Source organism: Roseateles sp. P2_H4 (assembly GCF_056403315.1).
Genome location: NZ_JBFUFR010000019.1, coordinates 86,024 through 103,226 on the forward strand (window position 1 = coordinate 86,024; position 17,203 = coordinate 103,226).

Annotated in this window: 17 protein-coding genes; 13 read left to right on the forward strand and 4 right to left on the reverse strand. The window is 71.7% G+C overall.

Going from position 1 to position 17,203, the window contains the following annotated elements:
- Window positions 1-93: 93 nt before the first annotated feature.
- The 6 genes from AC1DW3_RS15775 (at window position 94) to AC1DW3_RS15800 (ending at window position 6,847) form a co-directional block, all read left to right on the forward strand.
- Entirely contained in the window at window positions 94-987 is an 894-nt protein-coding gene (locus AC1DW3_RS15775) for a diacylglycerol/lipid kinase family protein (protein ID WP_477932535.1), read from the forward strand.
- Window positions 988-997: 10 nt separating this feature from the next.
- Window positions 998-2,293, forward strand: coding sequence for an alanine racemase (locus tag AC1DW3_RS15780; protein WP_477932537.1), 1,296 nt, complete (start codon window positions 998-1,000; stop codon window positions 2,291-2,293).
- The gene (locus AC1DW3_RS15785) at window positions 2,293-3,405 is read left to right on the forward strand and encodes a lactonase family protein (RefSeq protein ID WP_477932539.1); all 1,113 of its coding nucleotides are present in this window, start codon (window positions 2,293-2,295) and stop codon (window positions 3,403-3,405) included. Before AC1DW3_RS15780 ends, AC1DW3_RS15785 begins: the two co-directional genes overlap by 1 nt.
- Window positions 3,406-3,636: 231 nt before the next feature.
- Complete coding sequence (locus AC1DW3_RS15790; RefSeq protein WP_477932541.1) at window positions 3,637-4,104, forward strand: CreA family protein; 468 nt, start codon at window positions 3,637-3,639, stop codon at window positions 4,102-4,104.
- Window positions 4,101-5,258 (forward strand): GGDEF domain-containing protein, encoded by a 1,158-nt coding sequence (locus AC1DW3_RS15795; RefSeq protein ID WP_477932543.1) that lies wholly within the window; start codon window positions 4,101-4,103, stop codon window positions 5,256-5,258. Before AC1DW3_RS15790 ends, AC1DW3_RS15795 begins: the two co-directional genes overlap by 4 nt.
- A gap of 2 nt (window positions 5,259-5,260) precedes the next feature.
- Entirely contained in the window at window positions 5,261-6,847 is a 1,587-nt protein-coding gene (locus AC1DW3_RS15800) for an acyl-CoA dehydrogenase family protein (protein WP_477932545.1), read from the forward strand.
- Here AC1DW3_RS15800 and AC1DW3_RS15805 read toward each other — a convergent pair.
- The gene (locus AC1DW3_RS15805; protein WP_477932547.1) at window positions 6,836-7,603 is read right to left on the reverse strand and encodes a substrate-binding periplasmic protein; all 768 of its coding nucleotides are present in this window, start codon (window positions 7,601-7,603) and stop codon (window positions 6,836-6,838) included. The two genes, AC1DW3_RS15800 and AC1DW3_RS15805, sit on opposite strands and share 12 nt — an antisense overlap.
- A 118-nt stretch (window positions 7,604-7,721) precedes the next feature.
- On the opposite strand from AC1DW3_RS15805, the gene AC1DW3_RS15810 reads away from it, so the two are divergent.
- Window positions 7,722-7,919: a hypothetical protein gene (locus AC1DW3_RS15810; protein ID WP_477932549.1), complete on the forward strand. Its 198-nt coding sequence runs from the start codon at window positions 7,722-7,724 to the stop codon at window positions 7,917-7,919.
- Here the strand turns inward: AC1DW3_RS15810 and AC1DW3_RS15815 are convergent.
- On the reverse strand, window positions 7,913-8,563 hold the full coding sequence (locus AC1DW3_RS15815; protein ID WP_477932551.1) for a response regulator: 651 nt from the start codon (window positions 8,561-8,563) through the stop codon (window positions 7,913-7,915). The genes AC1DW3_RS15810 and AC1DW3_RS15815 overlap by 7 nt on opposite strands.
- 191 nt (window positions 8,564-8,754) lie before the next feature.
- Between AC1DW3_RS15815 and AC1DW3_RS15820 the strand changes: the two genes are divergently transcribed.
- The 4 genes from AC1DW3_RS15820 to AC1DW3_RS15835 all read left to right on the forward strand — a co-directional run bounded on the left by AC1DW3_RS15820 (window position 8,755) and on the right by AC1DW3_RS15835 (window position 11,648).
- Window positions 8,755-9,084 (forward strand): BON domain-containing protein, encoded by a 330-nt coding sequence (locus AC1DW3_RS15820; RefSeq protein WP_477932553.1) that lies wholly within the window; start codon window positions 8,755-8,757, stop codon window positions 9,082-9,084.
- Window positions 9,085-9,207: 123 nt separating this feature from the next.
- A complete protein-coding gene (locus AC1DW3_RS15825; protein WP_477932555.1) occupies window positions 9,208-9,621 on the forward strand; it encodes a response regulator transcription factor in 414 nt (137 codons plus the stop codon).
- Entirely contained in the window at window positions 9,584-11,053 is a 1,470-nt protein-coding gene (locus AC1DW3_RS15830; RefSeq protein ID WP_477932557.1) for a CHASE3 domain-containing protein, read from the forward strand. The genes AC1DW3_RS15825 and AC1DW3_RS15830 overlap by 38 nt, the downstream gene beginning before the upstream one ends.
- A gap of 127 nt (window positions 11,054-11,180) precedes the next feature.
- The gene (locus AC1DW3_RS15835) at window positions 11,181-11,648 is read left to right on the forward strand and encodes a hypothetical protein (RefSeq protein WP_477932559.1); all 468 of its coding nucleotides are present in this window, start codon (window positions 11,181-11,183) and stop codon (window positions 11,646-11,648) included.
- Window positions 11,649-11,650: 2 nt separating this feature from the next.
- Here the strand turns inward: AC1DW3_RS15835 and AC1DW3_RS15840 are convergent, their stop codons facing one another.
- A complete protein-coding gene (locus tag AC1DW3_RS15840) occupies window positions 11,651-14,206 on the reverse strand; it encodes an EAL domain-containing protein (protein WP_477932560.1) in 2,556 nt (851 codons plus the stop codon).
- 211 nt (window positions 14,207-14,417) lie between these two features.
- Here AC1DW3_RS15840 and AC1DW3_RS15845 point away from each other — a divergent pair, with 211 nt between their 5' ends.
- A complete protein-coding gene (locus AC1DW3_RS15845) occupies window positions 14,418-14,861 on the forward strand; it encodes a hypothetical protein (RefSeq protein ID WP_477932562.1) in 444 nt (147 codons plus the stop codon).
- 183 nt (window positions 14,862-15,044) lie between these two features.
- Here AC1DW3_RS15845 and AC1DW3_RS15850 read toward each other — a convergent pair whose 3' ends face one another.
- Window positions 15,045-15,260, reverse strand: a complete 216-nt coding sequence (locus tag AC1DW3_RS15850) for a hypothetical protein (RefSeq protein ID WP_477932564.1) — start codon at window positions 15,258-15,260, stop codon at window positions 15,045-15,047.
- 181 nt (window positions 15,261-15,441) lie between these two features.
- Here AC1DW3_RS15850 and AC1DW3_RS15855 point away from each other — a divergent pair, with 181 nt between their 5' ends.
- Complete coding sequence (locus AC1DW3_RS15855) at window positions 15,442-17,184, forward strand: hypothetical protein (RefSeq protein ID WP_477932566.1); 1,743 nt, start codon at window positions 15,442-15,444, stop codon at window positions 17,182-17,184.
- Window positions 17,185-17,203 lie beyond the last annotated feature (19 nt).

The window sequence follows — 17,203 nt, forward strand, 5'->3', positions numbered from 1 at the left end:
CGGGATTTGATCCGAGTGTAGGCAGGCCGAGGGCCGCTGCCGCCAGGGTCTGCGCCGATGGCGCGGTCTGCCGGGCCCGGCTTCAATGCCGGAGTGAGCGCCTCTTCCCTGACCCCCTCCCTGTGCCTGCTGAACCCGCACGCCGCCAACGGCCGCTGCGCCGCCCTCGCCGAGCCGCTGCGCGAGGCCCTGCCCCAGGTGCCGCTGGTGCTGCCCGAGAACGTCGCCGCCGCACGCCAGCGCCTGCTGGCCTTGCCCGAGGGCAGCCGCGTCATCGTCGCCGGCGGTGACGGCACCGTGCACCAGCTGCTGCCTGCGCTGGTGGCGCGCAAGCTGCAACTGGCCATCCTGCCCGGCGGCACCGGCAACGACCTGGCCCGCGCCCTCGGCCTGGCCCGCATGGGCTGGCGTGAAGCCCTGGCACACGCGCAGCGCGCACCCGCTTCGGCGATGGATCTCGGCGAGATCACGACGCCCGACGGTGGGCCGCAGCTCTTCATGTCCAGCCTGACGGCCGGCTTCGACGCAGCCATCGCCATCCGCGCCCAGGCCGCGCCCAACTGGCTGCGTGGCCAGCCGCGCTATCTGTGGGCCACGCTCAGCGAGATCGGCCGGCTGCGCGTCTATCCGCTGCGTGTCGAGGCGGACGGCCAGTTGCTGCACGACGGCCCGCTGCTGTTCGCCTCCAGCCTGAACACGCCGACCTACGGCAGCGGCATGCCGGCGGCGCCCGGCGCGCGCGTCGATGACGGCGAGCTGCAGCTGCTGCGCGTCGGCGCCTTCGGCCGCCTGGGCGCGCTGATGATGATGCCGCTGCTGCTGACCGGCCAGCACCTGCGCCACGCCAAGGTGGCCTTGAGCAGCTTCAAGTCCCTGCGCCTGACCGCGCTCAAGCCCGTGCCGCTGGCCGTGGACGGCGAACCCCTGGCCTCCAGCACCGACATCACCGTGCGCGTGCGGCCCCTGGCCCTCAGCGTTGTTCGTTGATGATGGCGACATGGATCACGACGACCACAACACCCCGCGCGCCGGCTGGCTGGGCCCCTGGCTGAAAGGTTTTCCGGCGCTGCAGCCGCCGGTTCCGCTGGCCGATGTCGCCCAGCGCGGCTGGACGCTGCATGACGCCGACCTCCCCATGCCGCTGGCCGTCGTGCGCCAGCAGGCCCTGGCCCACAACATCGCCTGGATGCAGGACTTCGCGGCCCGCCACGGCGTCGAGCTTGCGCCGCATGGCAAGACGACGATGAGCCCGCAGCTGTTCCGCCGCCAGCTCGACGCCGGCGCCTGGGGCCTCACGTTTGCCAATGTGCACCAGCTGCGCCTGGGCCTCGCGGCCGGCGCGCGGCGGGCGCTGATCGCCAACCAGCTCATCAGCGCGGCCGAACTGGCCGAACTGCTGGACCTGCGCCGCCGCCACGCCGGCCTGGAGCTGGCCTTCTTCGTCGACTCGCAGGCCCAGCTCGACCTGCTCGCGACGCACTGGGCCCAGCTCGGCAGGGGTGAAGCGCGCGTGGATGTGCTGGTCGAGCTCGGCACCTCGCGCTGCGGTGTGCGCGAGCATGAACCGGCGCTGGCCCTGGCCCGCGCCCTCCAGACCCACCCGGCCTTGCGGCTGCGCGGCGTCGGTTTCTATGAAGGCCTGCAGATCAAGGGCGAGAACGCCGCCGACCGCGCACTGATGCAGCAATGGCAGGCACGCATCCAGGCCCTGCTGGACGCCATCGAGGCCGAGGGACTGCTGGACGTCGACGCGCGGCCGATGTGGCTCAGCGGCGGCGGCTCGGCCGCCTTCGATCTGGTCGCGCCGGTGCTGGCCGGCCAGCCCGGTCGCCTGGGCCTGTTGCGCTCGGGCTGCTATGTCTGCCATGACCACGAACACTACGGCCGCTATATGCAGACCATGGACGCGCGCATGGGCACGCCGCTCAGTTCGCCCAGCCTGCTGCCGGCGCTGGAGGTCTGGACCCAGGTGCTGTCCTGCCCCGAGCCCGGCCTGGCGATGCTGAACGCCGGCCGGCGCGACCTGTCCTTCGACGCGGGCTGGCCGTTGCCGGTCTGGCATCTGCAAGGCGCCGAACGGACCAAAGCTCCGGCGGGCTGGCGCGTGACGGGGCTGAACGACCAGCATGCCTATCTGCGCTGGGACCCGAGCGAATGCGACGGTCCGGCCGTGGGCGAACGTGTCGCCCTCGGGCCCAGCCACCCCTGCACCACCTTCGACAAATGGGCCTGGATGGCCGTCGTCGACGAGGCCGACCGCGTCGTCGACGCCATCACCACGCAATTTTCCTGATGCAACGCCGCCACCTGCTGAGCCTGCCCGCCGCTGCCTTGATGCCCGCCACCGCCGCCACGCCCTCGCCCCGCTTCCTGCATGTCGGCACTTATGCCCCACTCGGCCAGGGCATCTACAGCTTTGCCATCGCCACCGACGGCAGCCTGAAACCCATTGGCCTGACGTCCAACGCCAACAGCCCGAGCTGGGTGGCGGCCCACGGTCGTCACGTCTATGCCGCTGAAGAAGGTGGCGACCATGTTGCTGTCTACGCCCAGGACGCGCAGGGCCGGCTCGAGCTGCTGCAGCGCCAACCCAGCGGCGGCCGCAGCCCCGCGCAGCTGTCGCTGAGCGCGGGCCGTGCGTGGGTCGCCCACTATGGCGACGCCCGTTTCGCCGCCCTGCCTTTGCAAGCGGACGGCCGCCTCGGTGCGGCCGAGAGCTGGGCCAGCTGCACCGGCCCCGACTGCGGCCCCGGCCCGCAGCGGGCGGTGAAGGGCCCGCCCGGCAGCCAGGCCAACAGCGGCCACGACGCGCCGCACGCCCACATGATCCAGGCCAGCCCCGACGGCCGCTGGCTGCTCGGCACCGACTTGGGTCGCGACAAGCTGCTGGTCTGGCCGCTGTCACCTGGCATTCCGCAAGCGCCGGCGCAAGAGCTGGCCCTCAGCGCCGGCTCCGGCCCGCGCCACTTCGCCTTCCATCCGACAGACCCGCGCTGGGTCTATGTGCTGCAGGAGGAATCGTCCACGCTGTCGACCGTCGAGCTGACCGCTGCCGGGCCGCGCCTGCACGGCGAGATCTCGGTGCTGCCGGCCGGCTTTGCCGGCACCAGCTATGCGTCCGACCTGCTCGTCGCCCCGGGCAGCAAGCATCTGTACGCCCTGAACCGCCTGCACGACAGCCTGGCCGTCATCTCCCTGGCCCGTCCCGCCGGCCCGCGCCTGCTCGACCACCACTGGGTGCATGGCAGCTACCCACGCAGCGCCGGCCGCGCCGGCCAGCATCTGTATGTGTGCAACCAGCGCAGCGACCAGCTCAGCCATTTCGACCTGAGCCGCCCCGAGCGCCCGCGCTTCACGGGCCGCCAGGCTGCCGTGCCCGCCCCGGCCGGCGCCTGCGCGCTATAGAGCCTGTTCGCCCCATGTCCACGGGCCGCGTTGTGGCTGGCGGCTGCGGAACGCTTCACGCTGAACCTTGCTGAGCCACAACCCTTCGGGAAGGCAAGCCGCCAGGGCGCACTCTGCGTTGCATCGCTTGCCCGCACACGAGTGCGGGCTGTGCGCTGCGCCTTGATTGCGCGCTGGCGACTTACCTTCGCGACCCATTGCCATGAAGCGAACAGGCCCTAGACTGGCCCGATGAAGCACGCCGCCCTTGTTCTGCTGCTCGCCGCCACCACCCTGGCCCGGGCCGAGCCGATTGGCTCGGTCGACACCGCCTTCAAGCTCATCGGCCCCGACCACAAGGTCGTCGTCGACGCCCACGACGACCCCAAGGTGCAAGGCGTGACCTGCTATGTGTCGCGCGCCAAGACAGGCGGCATCAAGGGCGCCATCGGCCTGGCCGAGGACAAGGCCGAAGCCTCCATCGCCTGCCGCCAGGTCGGGCCGATCACGATCACCCAGCCGCTGCCGCGTCAGGAAGAGGTCTTCAACGAGCGCATCTCGCTGGTCTTCAAGCGACTGCGCATCGTGCGCATGGTGGACCCGGCGCGCAACACGCTGGTCTACCTGACCTATTCCGACCGCCTCATCGACGGCTCGCCGCAGAACAGCGTGACAGCGGTCCCGGTGCCTCGCGAAACCCCCATCCCCTTCAAGAAATGACTTTCGTCGAAGCCCTGTTCGCGCTGATGCCCATGCAGGCGCTGGCCGCGGCGTTGGTGTTGATCACGCTGATCGGCTGGCGCGGCGCCAATGCCGGCGGGCGCTGGGCCCAGGTCGGCATGACGGGCCTGGCCCTCGGCCTGGCCCTCGTCAGCCCCGCCCTGGCCGGACGCTTCACGGCGCCGCCGGGCCTGCACAGCATCGGCCTGGCCGTCATCAGCCTCGGCCTGTCCGCGCTGTGGTGGGCCCTGGGCCTGTGGCTGACACCGCGGCCCGGGCGCTGGGTGATGGCGGCGGCACCGCTGCTGCTGGGCGTCGGCCATGCACTGCTGGCTGGCGATCACGCCGCCGCCCAGACGCTGGCCGATGCGGTGCTCGGCGCCCAGCTCGCCTGGCTGGGCGTGGCCCTGACCCTGCCCCAACGCGCGACCGTGCTGCAAGGCCTGAACAGCCGCCGCTGGCGCCTGCTCGGCCTGGCCGCCGTGCTGCCCCTGCTGGCCGCCATGCTCGGCCGCGCCGCAGCCACCCTGCTCGGCGATACGGCGCCCTTGCCCGATCTGCTGCTGGCCCTGGCCGGCCAGCTCGCGCTGCTGCTGAGCCTGCCCATGCTGCTGCTGGCCTGGCGCGGCCAGACCGAGGCCGAACTGGCCCGCCTGGCCCAGACCGACGGCCTGACCGGGCTGACCGACCGCAATGCCTTCACGCAACGCTCCGTCGATCTCATCTCGATGGCGCGCCGCTACGAAGAGCCGCTGGCCCTGGTCGTGCTGGACCTGGACGACTTCGCGACGCTGCAGGCCGAGCGCGACATGGATTTCGCCGACCGCGCCCTGGCCCTGTTCGCCAGCTGCGTGCAGGCCCAGATGCGCCTGGGCGACCTGGCCGGCCGACTGGCCGGCGAGCAGTTCGGCGTGCTGATGGCGCGCTGCCTGCCCGAGGGCCCGCAAGCCCTGGACGCCCGCCTGCGCAAGGCCCTGGCCGAGCGCGCGCCGGCCGAGCTGGGCATGCCGCTGTCCTTCAGCGCCGGCTGGGCCAAGCTGCGCCCCGGCGACCGCGGCGTGCCCGACCTGCAGCGCCGCGCCGAGACCGCCCTCTACGAAGCCAAGCGCGCCGGCAAGGGCCAGCTGATGGCCGAACCCGGCGTTTCGGATTGAGCATGCAGGCCAACCTCGTCGACGAATGGGTCGGCCACAACCTGCTGGCGACTGACCCGGCCTTGCTGACTGCGCTGCGCGAGGCCGCGCCCCAGGCCGTCGAACCGCTGACGCGCTATGGCGCCGAACTCGGCAGCGCCGAGACCGCCCAGCTCGCCCGCGACGCCAACCGCCACGGCCCGCAGCTGCGCCAGCTCGACGCCCGCGGCCGCCGCATCGACCTCGTCGACTTCCATCCCAGCTGGCATGCGCTGCTGGCGATGTACCGCCGCCAGGGCCTGGTCGGCGACGTCTTCGCCACCGACACGCCCGGTCGCTGGACCCAGTTCGCCGCTGGCTGCTATCTGCACGGCCAGGTCGAGGCCGGCTCGCTGTGCCCGGCCACGATGACCCAGGCGGCGATTCCCGTGCTCGCCAGGCAACCCGAGCTGTTCGCCCCGCTGCGCGACAAGTTCTTCAGCCGTGAGCACGACCCGCTGGACCGGCCGCTGACCGAGAAGCCGTCGATCTGGGTCGGCATGGGCATGACCGAAAAGCAGGGCGGCTCCGACCTGCGCCGCGTGACGACCGAAGCCGTCGAGCAGGCCGATGGCAGCTATGCCATCACCGGCCACAAATGGTTCTTCTCCGCGCCGACCAGCGACGCCCACCTCGTGCTGGCCCGCACCGACGCTGGCCCGACCTGCTTCTGGCTGCCGCGCTACACGCCCGACGGCACGCGCAATGCCATCCACGTGATGCGCCTGAAGGACAAGCTCGGCAACCGCAGCAACGCCAGCAGCGAGGTCGAGTTCCACGGCGCCTGGGCACGCCGCCTCGGCGACGAGGGCCGCGGCATCCCGACGCTGATCGAGATGGCCGGCTACACGCGGCTGAACTGCGTCATCGGCAGCGCGGCCCTGCTGCGTGCCGGCCTGGTCCAGGCCCTGCACAACGCCCGTGAACGCAGCGCCTTCGGGCGTCACCTGGCCGAGCAGCCGCTGATGCAGAGCGTGCTGGCCGACCTGGCGCTGGAAAGCGAGGCTGCGATGCGCCTGATGCTGCGCCTGGCGCGCGGCTTCGAGAGCAACGAGCCAGCCTGGCAGCGCCTGATGACGCCGGCCGCCAAGCTGTGGGTCTGCAAACGCGCCATCGAATGCACCGGCGAGGCCATGGAGCTGCTGGGCGGCAACGGCTATGTCGAGGACGGCGTGTTGGCGCGGCTCTACCGCGAAGCGCCGGTCAACTCCATCTGGGAAGGCTCGGGCAATGTGATGGCCCTGGACGTACTGCGCGCCGTCGCCCGCGAGCCGGACGTCGCCCTGGCCCTGCTCGACGAGTTCGCGACCAGCCCCGATGCGCCGGTGCAGGCTGAAGTCCAGGCGCTGCGACGGCTGTTGACCGGCGACACGGCCGCGCTGGAGGCCCAGGCCCGGCGTGTCGCGCAAGGCCTGGTGCTGTGCGCTCAGGGCTTGCTGATGCGCGAGCAGTCTTCCACCGCCGCGGCCGATGCCTTCATCGCGACCCGCTTCGGCGGCGACGGCCGCATGCTGGGCACCCAGACCGTGCCGCAGGCCAGGCAGATCCTGGACGCCGCCCTAGTCGGCTAGGTATCTGCGCACGATGCGCGCCTGGGTGCCGTCCTTCTCCAGCGCCTCGGCCGCCTCGCGGTAGCGCTGCACCAGGCTGGCATCCACCGAGCGCCTGCTGAACATGACCTGGGCGGGCTCGTGGGACAGCACGACGGCCGTCGCCGCGACGCGGCTCGCCAGGCCGAGCTCGCGCAGCTCCCAGCGCGCCGTCGCCTCGCTGGCCAGCACGCCGTCCACACGGCCGATCTCCAGCATCTGCCACAGGCTGCGCCGCGCCGAGGCCTGGGTCAGCGTCGCGCGGAAGGCCGCATTGCCGAGCAGCTCGGCATAGTCCGGGCCATAGACGACACCGATCTGCACGCCCAGCTTGAAGCCCGGCCGCCAGGCTTCCTGCAGGCGCGTCGCGCTGCCGAAATCGGTCTCGCGGCCGGCGCGCACGAAGAGCCGGTTGGCGACCAGCACATGCTGCTCCACCCAATGGGCATAGGCCTCGCGCTCGGGGCGGCGCAGCGCGCCCGGCAGCACGTCGAGGCGCCCGGCCTGCAGTTCGACCAGGGCGCGCGCCCAGGGCAGTTCGACCCAGACCGCCCGGCAACCCATGCGCTGCAGCGTCTGCTCGGTCAGCTCGGCCTGCAGGCCGACGATGTGGCCGGCAGCATCACGCATCGTGTACGGCGGGTCGGGGTTCCAGCGCACGCGCAGTTCGCAGGCGGCGGCCGGCAGCGCCACGAGGCTCAGCCAGGCAAGGATCAGCAGAAGACGAGGCGATGACACGCCCGCATTGTGGGTGAGGGCAAGCCCTGTCAGAACACTCCGACAGGCCACAGCGCCGCCCGCTGATACAGCGGCTGGCGGCCAGCGGCAAAGCTATGGCCCACATCAGGAGCCCCTCATGAGCATCGACGCACCGCTGACGCAGAACCCGCTGGCCGAGGCCACGCCCCATCGCCCGCTGTGGACGACCCTGACGCGCTGGTGGTCGCCGGCCGCTGCGTCGGCCAACGATGCGGTGCTGGGCTACGAGTCCGCCCTGCCGTGGACGCTGGGCGATGACGTCTCGGCCGAGAGCGGCGAGACGCGGTACTACTGAATCAGCCCGTTCTTCAGCGCGTAATAGGTCAGGTCACTGTTGGTGGCCAGCTTGAGCTTCTCGAGCACGCGCGTACGGTAGGTGCTGACGGTCTTCACGCTGAGGAACAAGGCCTCGGCGATATGCCCCACGGTCTCGCCCTGGGCCAGGCGCAGGAAGACCTGGAACTCGCGTTCCGACAGCGCCTCGTGCAGGGGCTTGTCCGGCGCCGCGCCGCCGCTGCCACCCCCCATCACGCTGTCCGCCAGCTGCTCCGCCACCGCCGGGCTGATGTAGCGCCGGCCCCGCGCCACCAGGCGGATGGCGTTGGCGATCTCTTCCGGATCGCATTCCTTGTTGAGGTAGCCGCTGGCGCCCTGACGCAGCAGCGTCGTCGCGTAATGCGCCTCGGGAAAGCCGCTCAGGATCAGCACCGGCAACTCAGGGAAGCGCGCCTTGATGGCGGCCAGCGCATCCACGCCGCTCTGGTCGGGCATGGAGATGTCCAGCAGCAGCACGTCGACCTCGCCGCCGCGCGCCATCTCCAGCGCATCGTGGCCGCTGGCGCCTTCGCCCGTGACGCGCAGGTCGACATGCTCGGACAGGAACTGGCGCAGGCCGGTGCGCACGATGGCGTGGTCGTCGACGATGCCGATACGGATCATGGTGAGAGCTTTGTCCGGGGGAGTGCGCCCAGCGTAGCAGCCTGCCATGCGCGCCGCGAGAGTCGCAGTCCTACATCGGCGCCGGCCGAGTCCGACAGGGCGCCGCGCTACGGGACTATGCCGCCGCTATCGGCGCGCCGCGATAGTCGACTCCAGCGGTTCCGTGAAGCCGCCATCCAAGGAGAACTGCAATGCTGAACAAGTCCGTCATCACCCTCGCCGTCGCCACCGCTCTCACGGCCACCCTGGCCGCCACCAGCGGCTGTGCCGTCACCCGCAACCAGGAAACCGTCGGCGCCTATGTCGACGACGCTGCGCTGACCACCCGCGTCAAGGGCAAGTTCGCCGCCGACCCGACGGTCAGTGCCATGGCCATCAGCGTCGAAACGCTGAAGGGCACGGTGCAGCTGTCCGGCTTTGCCAAGTCCTTCGAGGAAAAGGCCATGGCCGAAAAGCTGGCCCGTGAGACCTCCGGCGTCGTTGCCGTGCGCAACGACATCGCCGTCCGCCACCCGCAGTAAGCGCACCGCTCAGGGACTTCCCCTAGGAGAAGTCCTACAGCGCGATGCGCTGCCGGCACTGCCGGCCCGACGCGGAAGCGGTCCATACTCCACACCCATCAACCCTCGCGCCGCCGTCGGGCCATGCCAGCACTCAGAGCCTTCATCGTCGAAGACAGTCCGGTGATCCTGGAGAACCTGATTGCGACGCTCGAGGAGCTGGCTCAGGTCGAGGTGGTCGGGTCGGTGGCCGACGAGGCCGGCGCGGTGCGCTGGATGAGCCGGGACCCCGATGCCAATGCAGATCTCTTCATCGTCGACGTCTTCCTGCGTTCCGGCACCGGCCTGGGCGTGCTGCAGGCCGCCCAGCAGCTCGGTCTTCGAGCCCGCCGCGTCGTACTGACCAACTACGCCACCGAGGAAATGCGCCGCCGCTGCGCCAGCCTCGGTGCCGAACGGGTGTTCGACAAGAGCCGCGAGCTCGACGACCTCATCAGCTATTGCGCCGAACTGGCCGAACATGCCCCAGCAGCGCGCCCTGCCGCCGCAGCCAGTTGAACGGCTGACGGTGCTGCGTCATCTCGATCCCTGGCTGGAAGGTGCCAGCCGCAATCGCGGTCTGGCCGTCGGCTTCGCCGCGCTGGCGGCGGCCGCCGTCATGGGCGTCAGCGAGGCTGCGTTCTGGGGCGCCGACGAGGCGCTCAACCAGTCGCAGGCCCGCCACCAGGCCCGCAACGACGGCCTGCGGCTGCGCGAGCTGCTGACCGACGCCGAGACCGCCCAGCGCGGCTATCTGCTGACGGGCCGAGACGACTACCTCGCGCCGATCAAGCTGGCCGAGCAGGAGCTGCCCAATGTACTGTCGCGGCTGCGCGGCCAGTACGCCAGCTCCGAATGGGAAGCCCTGGTGGCCGACGCCAGCCGGCGCGCCAGTGAAAAGCTTTCCGAGCTGCAGCTGGTGGTCAAGCTCCACCGCGAGGGGCAGGACACGGCCTGGCACGGGTTGGTGGAGTCCGACATCGGTCGCGAAAAGATGCAGGCCGTGCGCGATGCCGTCGGCCAGCTCGACCAGCACGAACTCACGCAGATCGCCACCGAGCGCGACGCCGTCGTGCGCTCACTGAACTACGGCCGCATCGGCGTGCACGGCCTGACGCTGGTCAGCCTGTTCGGCCTGGCCATCTTCCTGCGTCGCAACGAGGCCTTGCACATGGCCCGCCGCGAGCATGCCAAGGAACTGGCGCAGGAGCGCGACCGGCTCGACCGCGAGGTGGCGCGCCGCACCGCCGAACTGACCGAGCTGGCCCATCACCTGCAGACGGTGCGCGAGGACGAGCGCGCCCACCTGGCCCGCGAGCTGCACGACGAGCTCGGCGCGCTGCTGACGGCGGCCAAGCTCGACGTCGCCCGCATCCGCCGCATGACGCGCACCGCGGCGCCCGAGATCGACGAGCGCCTCAAGCACATGAGCGAGCTGCTCGACCAGGGCATCGCGCTGAAGCGCCGCATCATCGAGGATCTGCGCCCCTCCGCGCTGTCCAACCTGGGCCTGATTCCGGCGCTGGAGATCCTGACCCAGGAATTCGCGCAGCGCTCCGGCCTGCAGCTCAGCCTGGAACTGATGGAAGGCCCCAGCGACGAGGCCGGCCGTCTGGCCATGTACCGCCTCGTGCAGGAGGCCCTGACCAATGTGATGCGCCACGCCAAGGCCAAGCATGTGCGGGTGTCGCTGGCCGAAGCCGATGGCTGGCTGCAACTGCACATCCGCGACGACGGCCAGGGCTTCAACCCCGAGGCCGTGGGCGCCGGCCACCATGGCCTGCTGGGCATGCGTTACCGCATCGAGAGCCTGGGCGGCACGCTGCAGCTGTTGTCCGCGCCCGGCCGTGGCACGCTGGTGCTGGCCCGCCTGCCGATGCGCGAGGACCCGGAACCCGAGCCCGTCGCCGTGACCGTGCCGGGCGAACTGGGCGCCTCCAGCCCTTCCTGAATTCCTACAAGCCAAGCTTGCGCGGGCCGACATGGCGCCGCCGCTGCCCGACCCACACTGCCGTCGTCAGGGTGGCCGCGCCGACAGAGCGCGGCGGCCCGCTTCAGAAGCAGCCAGGAGGGTGTCCATGCAATTCCCGCGATCTCTGCACGCCGAGGGTTGGCGCAAGCAAATGCCGGCCCATCGACCGCTGCCGGACCTGCCGCTGTCGCCGCGCGACGCCGATGCCGTGTCGCCGTCGCTGCACAGCCGCCGCTTCCACGCGGTGGCCATGCTGGTCATCATCGCGGCCCTGGGCGCCAGCGCCGGCCTGGACGTCGTCGACGACCCGCGCCCGCTGGACGTGCAGATGAGCGCCGCCCTGCACCGGGCCGGCGACACCTTGCGCAGCTGGCAGGAGCATCTGTCGCGCGGGCTGCAGGTGTCGCTGCGCGCGGTCGCCGATGGCCGTGACGCGACACCGTCCGCCACGCCGCCCGATGACACCGCCCTGGTCGCCCGTGCCGATGCCCCGGCCACGGCTGCCGACGCCGACGACCGCGACCAGCCGGTGCGCGCCGACGTGGCCCCGCGCCAGCTCCAGCCCACGCGCTAGGCTCAGGCCGGCACGGCCTCTTCGCCCAGGGCCAGCAATTCGCCCACCGGCTGGGGCCGGTGCAGCAGGAAGCCCTGCACCTCCCCCACGCCCAGGCGCACCAGTTCCAGCAGCACCTCGGGCGTCTCCACGCACTCCGCCACCGTCGTCAGGCCCAGGGTCTGGGCCACGTCGACGAAGCTGCGCACGGCCACCTGATCCAGCGGATCGGTCATCAGCGCCTTGACGAACTGGCCGTCGATCTTCAGCAGGTCCACCGGCAGCGCCTTCAGATAGCTGTAGGACGAGGCGCCCGCGCCAAAGTCGTCCAGCGCAATGCGCGCGCCCAGGGCGCGCATCTGCTGGACGAAGCGCACCGCCACGCCGAGCTGGGTGATGACGGCCGTCTCGGTGATCTCCAGGCACAGTGTCCTGGCCCGCTCGGGGCCGAGCTCGGTCAGCAGCGCGCGCGCCTCCTGGTGATAGACCGCGTCCTGCAGCGTCAGTGCCGACACGTTGATGGACAGCGACGCGATCTCGGGCGGGCCGCCGCGCCGCAGCAGCTCGACGGCCTGGCGCAGCACCCAGCGGTCCAGCCGCGGCGCGAGGTGGAAACGCTCGGCGGCCGGCATGAAGGCACCGGGCAGCACGCGCGTGCCGTCGGGCTCGCGCAGCCGCAGCAGCAGCTCGCCGCGCAGGCGGCCGTCGTCCAGCCCTTGAGCCGGCAGCACGCGCTGCAGGTCGAGCTCGAAACGGTCTTCGTCCAGCGCCTGCTGCAGCCGCGTGGCCCAGCGGTGTTCACTCTGGTGGGCGCGCAGGGTGGCGTCGTCGGGCGCCCACAGCTGCACGCGGTTGCGCCCCTGCTCCTTGGCGATCATGCAGCAGGCATCGGCCTCGCGCATGGCCGCGTCGGCATCGGGCCAGCGCCCGTCCAGCGGCGCCACGCCGATGCTGGTGCCGATGCGAAAGCGCTGTTCGCCGTGCACATAGCGGTACTGGTCCATCGCGTCGCAGAGTTTTTGCGCCACGCGCAGGGCCTCGTCCAGCGAGCAGTTCTCGAGGATGGCTGCGAACTCGTCGCCGCCCAGCCGGGCCACCGTGTCGCGGCCGCGCACGCCGGCTTCCAGCCGCCGCGCCACCTCGCGCAGCACCTCGTCGCCGGCGGCGTGGCCGCAGTGGTCGTTGACGAGCTTGAAGCGGTCCAGGTCGAAAGCCAGCAGCGCATGGTGGCTGCCGTCACGCTTGGCCCGCTCCAGCGTGCGCGCCAGGCGCTGGCCGAATTCCACGCGGTTGACGAGGCCGGTCAGGCCGTCGTGGCTGGCGCGCCAGCGGATCTCGTCGAACTGGCGGCGCTGCTGCGTGACATCGCGAAAGACCAGCACGGCGCCGAGCACACGGCCGTCGGCATCGCGGATGGGCGCGACCGAGTCGTCCACGGCGCGCAGTTCGCCGTCGCGGCTCAGCAGCATCGCACCGGCCGGCAGGCGGGTGGGGCGGCCGGTGTCCAGGCAGCGCCGCACCGGGTCGGCGAGCAACTCGCCCGTCTCCTCGCGCTGCGGCAGGAAGACGCGGCTGGAGGGCTGGCCACGCGCCTCGGCCGCCGCCCAGCCGGTCAGGCGCTGGGCGACGGGGTTGAGCCAGGTCACGCGACCCAGGGCGTCGGTCGTCAGTACCGCATCGGCGATGGACTGCAGCGTCACCTCCAGCAGCTCATGCTGCTCCTGCAACTGCTGCTGCATGCGGCGCGCCTCGCTGACGTCCCAGCAGACACCTGACAGCCGCAGCGGCCGGCCGCTGGCGTCGCGCAGCACGCGGCCCGAGCTGCGCAGCACATGCAGGCTGCCGTCGGGCCAGCAGACCCGCCACTCACCGTCCAGCTGCGGCCCGTCGCGCAGGGCCGCGCGCACGGTCGCCATCGCGTTGCGGCGGTCCTGCGGGTGCAGGCGCCGGCGCCAGCGCGCAAGGCTGATCTGGCCCTGCCGCGGCTCGCCATGCAGCTTCCACATCGCGTCGTCCCAGGCCAGCTGGCCATGGCGGTTGTCCTGCAGGTCCAGGCTCCAGACGCCGATGCCGCCACTGTGGGTGGCCAGCGCCAGGCGTTCCAGCGTGCGCTCGAGCTCGGCGCGCACTTCCGCGGGCTCGCTGACGTCCAGCATGACGACGCCCACGCGCCGCCCGGTCTCGTCCTCGTCATACCGGCCGACGACGCGCAGCACGCGCCGCCCATCAGCACACGATTCGTAAGGCAGCTCGACATCCCAGCCCTCGCCATCGGTGGCGGCGCGCTGCAAGGCGGCGTCCAGCATGGCCGCGCCGTCGGGCCCGAAGCGCTGCAGCAGGGCCGCCAGCGTCGGCACCTGGCCGGCCGGCAGACCCAGCAGCTCGCAGGCCGAGTCGGACAGCGTCAGCTTGCCCGTGTCGGCCTGCCATTCCCAGGCGCCGACACCGGCCAGGCGGCTGCAACGCGCCAGGAAGCGGGCGTTCTGCGCCAGCGCCAATTCGGCGGCCGAGACGGAGGCGGCAAGCCCGGCCCGCTGTGCCGCATCGGCGGGCACCTCCGTGTGCAGGGTTTCGCTCATCGATGCTGCTCCAACGCCAAGGCCAGCAAGCATCGAGCCCACCACTGGCCCGCCGCGTCGGCAGGACGGGAGGCGGCCTGTAGGACAAGGCCGCATTCGCAGGTTCGCGCCGCCTGTCCTACAGGCGCGGCGCTGGCAGGCTGACAACGACCGCCCCCGGCGCGGCGTTCACTGGGCACGGCGGCACGGCCGCATTTCTCAGGAGCACCTCATGACCACCCCCAGCACCCCCTTCACACGCTGGATCGCGCCGACCCTGCTGGGCCTGGCCGCGCTGACCACCCTGCCCACCGCCCAGGCGGCCGACGTCGGCGTCTCCATCGGGTTCAGCCAACCGGGCGTCTACGGGCGCGTCGACATCGGTCGCTATCCGCAACCGGTGCTGTGGGCACCCCAACCGGTCATCATCGGCCGCCCGGTCTACCGCGCCCAGCCGGTCTATCTGTGGGTGCCGCCCGACCACCGCCGCAACTGGCGCCGTCACTGCAGCTATTACGGCGCCTGCGGCGCCCCGGTCTATTTCGTCGAGGACGGCTGGTACCGCCAGAACGTGGTGGTCCATCGCGAGCGCGACTGGCGCCGCGACGAGGGGCATGACCATCATCACCACGACCGCGGTCGCGGCCACGGCCACGGTCATGGCCACCGCGACTGATCACCTGCAAAAGGCCACGCCGGGCCCGCAGTTCCGGCCACCGGCCAGCGGCGTCGCGGCCTAAAGTCGGGTCAACCCTGACCGTTGTGCCGCCTCCGCGCGGCTGGCCCGGATGCCCGACTCTGCCTCCCCTGCTTCCCCACTCCCGCTGACCCCACCGCCGGCTCCCCGCCGGCGGTCCGGCTATGCCTGGCCCATGGCCCTGGCCCTGGCCGCCTGCGGTGGCGGGGGCGGCGCCCCACCCAGCGAGGCGCCCGAGCCGCCGCCGCCCGCACCAGCGCCCAGCCCGCTGCCCATGCCGGTGCCCGTGCCGACGCCCAGCCCGTCGCCTTCGCCGAGCCCGGCCCCCTCGCCAGCGCCGAGCCCGGCGCCGACGCCGGCGCCAACGCCTGCACCCACTCCGGCACCAGCTCCAACTCCCGCACCGGCACCCACGCCAGCGCCTGCCCCTACGCCAGCGCCCACACCGGCGCCGACGCCTGCACCTGCGCCGACTCCGACGCCGGCTCCCACGCCGATCCCCCCCGCGCCACCAGTTGCCGGTGTCGTCTCTGCCGGCCTGGCCCTGAGCGACGCCACCGTGCGCGTGCTGGACGCCACCGGCAAGTCCATCGCGAGCGCCAAGAAAGTGACCGCCGGCACGGGCGCCTACGGCCCCATCACGCTGACCAACGCCGGCCCCTTCCGGGTCGAAGCCTGCGGCAACCTGAACGACCGACAGATCTGCCTCTGGGGCGTCACCAACAACGGCGGCACGCTGAACCTGACGCCGCTGACCAGCGCCATCACGGTCTTGGCCAGCGGCCGGGCGCCCGATGCGCTGATGACGGGGGCCCTGGCGACCCTGCCCGACACCGCCCTGGCCACCGCCCAGACTCAAGTGCGCACCGCCCTCGCACCGGCCCTTGCCGACGCCGGCCTGGCCAGCGACTTCGACCTGCTGGCCGGGGCGCTGACGCCGGGCTCGCACACCGGCCAGGACCGGCTGCTGGACACCGTGGGCGTGTCCTTCGGCACCGACACCAAACCCTATGTCGTGCTCAGCTCACGCCTGGGCACCGGCACCGCTTACCTGGAGCCGGGCACGACGCAGGGCAGCCTGAACTTCGACAGCGCCGCGGCCGGCCTCGACCTGGCGGGCATCGACGCCCTCTTTGCCAAGATGATCGCGGCCGCCGCCAGCAAGGACTGCCAGCCCCAGTTCATCCCGCTGTTCAATGCCGGCACGCGGGTGACGGCGGCCGGCCAGACCTTCTCGGGTGCCTCCGACGCGGCCCAGTTGCTGTGCATCCGGTTGTCGGGCACCTTCGACGAGGTGTCCTTCACCGGCGGCAAGCTGCTGCCCAGCCCGGTGAGCCGCTGCGACTTCAGCGTGCCGGCCTCGCCGAGCTGCCGGGTCAACCTGATTTTCCAGAACGGCAGCGGCGTGCAAGTGCCGCTGGGGGTGGAGCAGGCCGTCATCAAGCTGCCTGGCGGCTGGTCCTTCCTCGGCAACCGGGTGGCCGTGCAGGCCACGGCGAATGCGCGCGTGGTGCTGACGCGCCGCGTCGACAACACCGCCGCCGACAGCTATGCGCGTTTCCTGGACATCCGCATCCCCGTCGTGGGCGCCCTGCAGTGCGCGCGCGTCAGCCAGAAGGACACCAGCGGCGCTGACGTGCCCATCGCCTATTTCAAGAAGGTGAGCGGCGCGGCCAATCTCAGCCTGTGGAGCCTTGGCGCCACGGACGCGACGCCCAGCCTCGATCCCGCCAGCGGCGCAACGCGTGGCGCCAACGCCTATTCGATGCCGTTGACCGGGGCGGCGGGCGACGCGGTGGCGCGCAACGTCGCGCGCGCCGGCCCGGCCTTGCAGATCGATTTCTACAAGGACGCCGACTGCGTCACCGAGACCACCACGGCCGACGGCATCGCCGATGGCAACCGCATCAAGCTGGACCTGGCCGGCGCGCCGCCGCTGGCGGCCAACCTTGCCGGGCAATCCTGGCCGCAATTGGGCACAACCTCCCTCAATGCGCTGACGACGCTGAAGGCGGCGGCCGCCGCCAAGCTGACCTACAGCCCGGCCTGGAGCTATGTCTACGCTGGCACGGCGATGGCCAAGGCCCAGCTCTGCAGGGACGCGGCTTGCGCACAGCTCGTGACGGAACTGAACCTGGCACCCGCCGCAGCGACAGCCGCACTGTCGATCACGCTCGGCAGCACGGCGGTCAACGCAGCCGACTTCAAGCAACTGCGCCTGCTGGGCCGCACGCCGGACGGACTGACGCTGCAGCTTGACGCGCAGGCTTGCACAGCCAAGGGCGCCGGCCTGCCCTGCTAGCGAGCCATTGGGCCGTATT

What these genes read in the sequence shown, in the direction of transcription:
- AC1DW3_RS15790 (WP_477932541.1), top strand. Translation starts at nt 3,637, where the DNA reads ATGAAGCACGCCGCCCTTGTTCTGCTGCTCGCCGCCACCACCCTGGCC.
- AC1DW3_RS15820 (WP_477932553.1), top strand. Translation starts at nt 8,755, where the DNA reads ATGCTGAACAAGTCCGTCATCACCCTCGCCGTCGCCACCGCTCTCACG.
- AC1DW3_RS15800 (WP_477932545.1), top strand. Translation starts at nt 5,261, where the DNA reads ATGCAGGCCAACCTCGTCGACGAATGGGTCGGCCACAACCTGCTGGCG.
- AC1DW3_RS15795 (WP_477932543.1), top strand. Translation starts at nt 4,101, where the DNA reads ATGACTTTCGTCGAAGCCCTGTTCGCGCTGATGCCCATGCAGGCGCTG.
- AC1DW3_RS15825 (WP_477932555.1), top strand. Translation starts at nt 9,208, where the DNA reads ATGCCAGCACTCAGAGCCTTCATCGTCGAAGACAGTCCGGTGATCCTG.
- AC1DW3_RS15830 (WP_477932557.1), top strand. Translation starts at nt 9,584, where the DNA reads ATGCCCCAGCAGCGCGCCCTGCCGCCGCAGCCAGTTGAACGGCTGACG.
- AC1DW3_RS15835 (WP_477932559.1), top strand. Translation starts at nt 11,181, where the DNA reads ATGCAATTCCCGCGATCTCTGCACGCCGAGGGTTGGCGCAAGCAAATG.
- AC1DW3_RS15780 (WP_477932537.1), top strand. Translation starts at nt 998, where the DNA reads ATGGATCACGACGACCACAACACCCCGCGCGCCGGCTGGCTGGGCCCC.
- AC1DW3_RS15810 (WP_477932549.1), top strand. Translation starts at nt 7,722, where the DNA reads ATGAGCATCGACGCACCGCTGACGCAGAACCCGCTGGCCGAGGCCACG.
- AC1DW3_RS15845 (WP_477932562.1), top strand. Translation starts at nt 14,418, where the DNA reads ATGACCACCCCCAGCACCCCCTTCACACGCTGGATCGCGCCGACCCTG.
- AC1DW3_RS15785 (WP_477932539.1), top strand. Translation starts at nt 2,293, where the DNA reads ATGCAACGCCGCCACCTGCTGAGCCTGCCCGCCGCTGCCTTGATGCCC.
- AC1DW3_RS15815 (WP_477932551.1), bottom strand. Translation starts at nt 8,563, where the DNA reads ATGATCCGTATCGGCATCGTCGACGACCACGCCATCGTGCGCACCGGC.
- AC1DW3_RS15840 (WP_477932560.1), bottom strand. Translation starts at nt 14,206, where the DNA reads ATGAGCGAAACCCTGCACACGGAGGTGCCCGCCGATGCGGCACAGCGG.